The sequence below is a fragment of the uncultured Cetobacterium sp. genome (assembly GCF_947039425.1).
Taxonomy (GTDB): domain Bacteria; phylum Fusobacteriota; class Fusobacteriia; order Fusobacteriales; family Fusobacteriaceae; genus Cetobacterium_A.
On the sequence record NZ_CAMQYW010000115.1, the window covers coordinates 1 to 5,755 of the forward strand.

A 5,755-nucleotide genomic window follows, 5' to 3' on the forward strand; every position below is an offset into this window, starting at 1 on the left:
AAATCTCTAAGAAGGTCAATATTTGCATTGCACTATTTCAATATTATTTGATCAAATCCAAATCTAATTGGATCTTTCATTAATTCATCTACTAAAACTTGAAGTATTCTACTTTTGGTAGTTCTATTAAAATCTGCTAAATTTTCTAAATAATCTAATTTAAATTTTTTAATTCTTAAACTTGTAGTGGGATTATGTTTTCTTTGTCTTAATTTCTCTTTAATATTTATAGATATACGACCTCCCAAAAATAAATAAAAATAACAAGAATCTTTAAAATATATTTCTATAATTTTACCTTATAACCCTAATAAAGTCAACGAAAATCACTGGAAAAGTGCAATGCAAAATGAATATTGCTTTTTTTAAGAAAATATAGTATTTATATACTAAGAAAAAAAATTAAAGGAGAATAATTGTGTATAAACTTGTAGTATTTGATATAGACGGAACTCTTACAATAAAAGGAAATGAAATACCAGAAACCACTCTATTAGCAATTCAAAAGTTAAAAGAAAATGGAATAGAATGCCTTATTGCCACAGGAAGAGAAAGAGAAAATATAGAAGAGATACTAAATATAACAGGAATAGATAATTATATAGCTAGTAATGGACACTATGTTAAATATAAAGAAGAAATAATTTATAAATATTCTTATCCTCAAGATATACTCGAAGAAATTAGAAATATATGTAAAAATAAAGGATATTGTTATAGCTTTTCCAATGGAAGAGGGATATACATATCTGATATAGAAACACTAAAAAAAGAACAAGCCCATCATATGCTAGATAGTATTAATATTCTTAAAGAATTAGAAGGAGAAGTGGAAAATATAATTTTATTTGCTCCAGATGGAGGGAAATATTTTAAGACTTTAGAAGAGAATTATCGTCTAGTATCTTGGGGAAATGGAATGTTTGATCTCACAAAAATTGATCGGTCAAAAGCTGTAGGGATAGAAGAAATTGCTAGTAAAATAGGAATAGAAAAGAATAAAATAATATCCTTTGGTGATGGATTAAATGATTTAGAGATGATAAAGTATGCTGGACTTGGAGTAGCTATGGGCAATGCAAAAGCAGAATTAAAAAAAGCTGCCAACTATATAACTGATACAGTATCTGATGATGGAATTTATAAAGCATGTAAAAAATTTGGATTAATTTAAAAAAAATAAAAAAACCTCCTTAAAATCTAATATAAAATAGAAAAATATCTATTCTATAAGAAATCCTCAAGGAGGTAAATATTGCATTTCACAATTAAGATGTTAGTGGACCACCATTAAATTTTGATGGATTTTTCAAATATTCAGCAATTAATATTTTAATAATATGATCTCTAGTAGTATTATTTACAGCTGCTATTTGATCTAATTCAGCTAATTGATTCTCTGTTAGATTCAAATCAGTAGTGGGATTTTGTTTTCTTTGTCTCAATTTTCCTTTCGTATTTACAGACATATCTCCTCCCTAAACTTATTAAAATTAAAAATTATATTCCTAAAATATTACCCCATAACCTTAATAAAGTCAATGGAAAAACCTTAAAAAGTGTAATGCAAAATTTAAATATTATTTTTACCTAATTTTTTTAAAAGAGATATTAATATCTCCTTTTCTGAATTGTCAAGATATGACATTATCTCTTTTAAGTCCTTTAAATAATCAGGAAAAATATTGCTAATTAAATCTTTTCCTTGATTTGTAATTGAAACGTAAGTAATTCTTTTATCAACTTTACATTTCTTTTTTTCAACAAGAGATAGTTTTACAAGATTATCTATAACTAGACTAATATTTCCAATAGAAGATAAACTTTTTTTAATAATATCATTAATGTTAAGGTCTCCTTTGTGATATAGCATCTCTAAAACAGCAAATTGTCCAAGAGTTAATTTGTTTCTTTTAATAGCCTTTAAACACTTCTTTGTTGTTGATTGAGTACATCTACTAAGAGCAACAACCACTCTTAAGTTTAAAATATCCATATCGTTATAGTTCATATTAAAACTATAACAGGTATAGGCAGAAAGATGCAAGTAAATATTAAAATCTTGACAATATATCTAATTAGATATATAATTGAAAAATGAAATTTAAAAAGGAGAAATTATGAATTTAGAAGCAATTAAAGAATCAATAGTAAAACATGTTTATCATATACCAAAAACTAAAGTAGTTCCATTACATAAACATGAAAAAGTAGATGAGATATTTTATTGTATAAAGGGAGAAGGAATTGGAATATTAGAAGATAAAGAGATTAAACTGTCTGTAGGAGATATATTTTTAGCTCCAGCAGGAAAACGTCATTCTTTAAAATCAGAAAGTGACCTGTATGTTACAGCATTTTTAATACCAAAGGTTGGTTAAAATAGTTTTAGGCTATAGATGAATAATTATCTATAACTTTTTTTTACATTATATGAATTGAAACTTAAAATTGTGAATGATTATAGAAAAGAAAAGCAGCCCACATTTTTTTGTGAGCTGCTTTTTTTTCAAAATTTTATTAGAAATTTTTTATATCTTCATTTACTGTTGAAATTGTTCCTAAATTTAATTTTTCAATTAATACATTCAATACATTTTGAGATAAGAACGCTGGAATAGTAGGTCCTACATGTATATTTTTAATTCCTAAATGTAATAAAGCTAATAAAACAATTACTGCTTTTTGTTCATACCATGCAATATTATATACAATCGGAAGATCATTGATAGATTCTAAATTGAATAATTCCTTTAATTTTAAGGCTATTAAAACTAATGAATATGAATCATTGCACTGTCCCGCATCTAAAACTCTAGGGATTCCATTAATATCTCCTAAATTTAGTTTATTATATCTATACTTAGCACATCCTGCTGTTAATATTATTGTATCTTTACTTAAATTTTTAGCAAATTTAGTATAATACTCTCTTGATTTCATTCTACCGTCACATCCACCCATAACATAGAATTTTTTTATAGCTCCTGATTTTATAGCTTCTACAATTTTATCAGCTAATTGAACTACTTGATTATGAGCAAATCCACCAACAATACTGCCCTCTTCAATTGCTATTGGTACTTTACAATTTTTAGCAATCTCTATAACTTCACTAAAATCTTTAGTTCCATCTGGATTTATTTTAATTCTTTTCCATCCAGGATATCCTGAAGCATTAGTTGTAAAGACTCTATCCTTATATGAAGCTTCCGCTTTTGGAGGAACAATACAATTGGTAGTGAATACAATTGGGCCATTAAAAGTCTCAAACTCCTCTTTTTGTTTCCACCAAGCATTCCCATAATTTCCTGCTAAATGTGGATATTTTTTTAATTCTGGATAATAATTAGCTGGTAACATTTCTGAGTGAGTATAAATATCTATACCCATATCTTTTGTTTGTTCTAATAGTTGATGAATATCATTTAAATCATGACCTGAAATTAAAATTCCAGGATTTGATCTAACTCCAATGCTTACTTTTGATATTTCTGGATTTCCAAATGTTTTAGTATTTGCTGAGTCCAATAAAGCCATTGCATCAACACCATATTTTCCTATTTCTAAAACTAAATTAATTAATTCTGGAACTGTTAATTTATCATTTAAAGTTGCTGATAAAGCTTTTTCTATAAACATAACTATTTCTGGGTTTTCAAATTTTAAATTTCTAGCATGTTCATAATATGCTGCCATACCCTTTAATCCATATATTGTTAACTCTCTCAAAGATCTTATATCTTCATTAATAGTATTTAAAACACTAACCTCTTGTGCTTTTGTTATCATTTCATCTAAAGTTTTAATTTTAAATAGTGTTGAATCATGTGAACTTTTTAATTTTAAAATGTTTTTTAATTCTTCTCTTAAATTTATTCCTAATAATATCGCTTTTTTTATAGCCTCATCATCAAAATTTGAATTAGTTATAGTTATAAATAGTGAATTTACAATAAAATAATCTACTTTTTCATGAAGTTCTTTATTTTTTAATCTATCCTCTAAAGATAACTTTTCTCTTAATATAGAAATCCCCTTTAAAGTATAGATCAATAAATCTTGTAGATTTGCAGTTACAGCTTTTTTCCCACAAACTCCCATTATAGTGCATCCTTTATTTCCTGCTGTTTCTTGGCATTGGAAACAAAACATTTTCATTTTCTCTTCTCTATTTGTCATAATTACAGTCTCCTTAATATTTATTTAAAATTCAGCTGAAGCACAATTTTCTCCAGATATAAATGTTATTTTTTTTATATTTAATTTATTTTTCAATAAACTATAAAATACTTCTATTAAGTTTTCACATGTTGATACTTTTTTAACTACAATTAATCTACATTCTGGATATCCTTTAGCTAATTCATTATTAATATTTAAACCAATTAATTTATTAGTAGGTGAACCATCTTTTATTCCTTGAATATCATAAACCTCTAAAATTTTAGGCAATAAAGGATCATCTTCCTCTAAAATAATAGAATGATCAAAGTTTTTCAAATAATCCCATGCTATTGATTTTATTTGTCCGCAAGGAGAAAGAAAACCTATTTTTGAATTTACAGAATCTATGTGCATACTGTATATTTATAGTTGTTAATGTTCTCATAATCTTAACCTCCTCAAAAGTAAATATTTAAATTAATGAATAAATTTTTCTCCAGGTCTTAAAGCTTCTTTATTGTGTTCTTTATTTTTTTTGTTTGAAAATTCCTTATAAAATTCAATAATAAATTGAACTCTTCCAGTTATAATAACATGATGATATCTTTCAGGTTCTATTATCAATGGATGATCTTTATCTACTGTATATATTTTATTTTCATCGTTCCATAAAAATTCTAACTCTCCACATAAAACTTTTAACACACCATAAATATCCTTTGGGGTCATATGTTTTTTTACTAATTCTGGAAAATATTTTTCATCACTTAAAATAGGTGTTTCTCCAGTTTTAATACAATCAGTTGGTAGTTTTTGTGAATCATATAATTTTATATCTTTCAGATTATCTTTTGTTATTTTTTCATTAATTTCCTCTTCAATAACCTCTGATGCATTTCCTTCAATATCTGGTGTTAAATAATTTGGAATTTCATTTTCTCTTTTACAATTACACATTTTCTTCCTCCTCTTTAATATTTTTCGGTACAATTATTTATAACACAATCTTTTAAAAATATCAAATTTAAATTATTAAACTATGCCACAATACTATTTTTTTAGTACTATTTTTTCAAGTATATTATACGTATGGTTTTTTATTTTATTTTTAATTGAAAATTAAATTATTTTTTTTATTTGTTCTCATTTTACAAAAACGTGATTTTTATCACACTATTTATAAACGAAAATATGTTATTTTAATATATATCGATAATATTTAACGTTCCTAATATTCATATACTTTTCTCATTTTTCAAGAATTTTTCAACAAATTTAAAAGGATGTACTTATGATATTTATTAATTTATTTATGAAAATACTATTTTCTATGATATTAAAATTTATTATATTATTTTTTATTTTATCCCTACTTTGTAACTTTAAGATTTTAAAATTTAATATTTGGTTAACAATTCTAAGTTTACTTATAATTGATTGTTTTTTGTGTATATCAAATATTATTAAATATTTTTAATTAAAAAACATTAATTAAAATGTAACATATGTTACTGATTTTTTTAAAATAAAATCATATAATTAATTATAAAATAATTATATGAATATATTAAAATTAGGAGGTTGTTAT

Annotated in this window: 8 protein-coding genes; 2 read left to right on the top strand and 6 right to left on the bottom strand. The window is 24.5% G+C overall.

The window, feature by feature from the left end; genetic code table 11:
* Positions 1-32: 32 nt before the first annotated feature.
* Positions 33-248, bottom strand: a complete 216-nt coding sequence (locus tag Q0V09_RS06920) for a hypothetical protein (RefSeq protein WP_297487884.1) — start codon at positions 246-248, stop codon at positions 33-35.
* Positions 249-418: 170 nt separating this feature from the next.
* Between Q0V09_RS06920 and Q0V09_RS06925 the strand changes: the two genes are divergently transcribed.
* Positions 419-1,174, top strand: a complete 756-nt coding sequence (locus tag Q0V09_RS06925; protein WP_297487886.1) for a Cof-type HAD-IIB family hydrolase — start codon at positions 419-421, stop codon at positions 1,172-1,174.
* Positions 1,175-1,268: 94 nt separating this feature from the next.
* On the opposite strand, the gene Q0V09_RS06930 is transcribed toward Q0V09_RS06925, so the two are convergent.
* On the bottom strand, positions 1,269-1,469 hold the full coding sequence (locus tag Q0V09_RS06930) for a hypothetical protein (RefSeq protein WP_297407673.1): 201 nt from the start codon (positions 1,467-1,469) through the stop codon (positions 1,269-1,271).
* 104 nt (positions 1,470-1,573) lie between these two features.
* Positions 1,574-2,011 carry a MarR family winged helix-turn-helix transcriptional regulator gene (locus Q0V09_RS06935; protein WP_297407671.1) on the bottom strand — a complete coding sequence of 146 codons (438 nt, stop codon included), beginning with the start codon at positions 2,009-2,011 and terminating at the stop codon, positions 1,574-1,576.
* A 109-nt stretch (positions 2,012-2,120) separates the two neighbouring features.
* On the opposite strand from Q0V09_RS06935, the gene Q0V09_RS06940 reads away from it, so the two are divergent.
* On the top strand, positions 2,121-2,381 hold the full coding sequence (locus Q0V09_RS06940; protein WP_297407669.1) for a cupin domain-containing protein: 261 nt from the start codon (positions 2,121-2,123) through the stop codon (positions 2,379-2,381).
* A 139-nt stretch (positions 2,382-2,520) separates the two neighbouring features.
* On the opposite strand, the gene hcp is transcribed toward Q0V09_RS06940, so the two are convergent.
* The 3 genes from hcp to Q0V09_RS06955 form a co-directional block, all read right to left on the bottom strand.
* On the bottom strand, positions 2,521-4,182 hold the full coding sequence (gene hcp, locus Q0V09_RS06945; RefSeq protein WP_297487888.1) for a hydroxylamine reductase: 1,662 nt from the start codon (positions 4,180-4,182) through the stop codon (positions 2,521-2,523).
* 24 nt (positions 4,183-4,206) lie between these two features.
* Entirely contained in the window at positions 4,207-4,503 is a 297-nt protein-coding gene (locus tag Q0V09_RS06950) for a hypothetical protein (protein WP_297487890.1), read from the bottom strand.
* A 141-nt stretch (positions 4,504-4,644) separates the two neighbouring features.
* The gene (locus Q0V09_RS06955) at positions 4,645-5,124 is read right to left on the bottom strand and encodes a DUF1971 domain-containing protein (RefSeq protein ID WP_297487892.1); all 480 of its coding nucleotides are present in this window, start codon (positions 5,122-5,124) and stop codon (positions 4,645-4,647) included.
* Positions 5,125-5,755 lie beyond the last annotated feature (631 nt).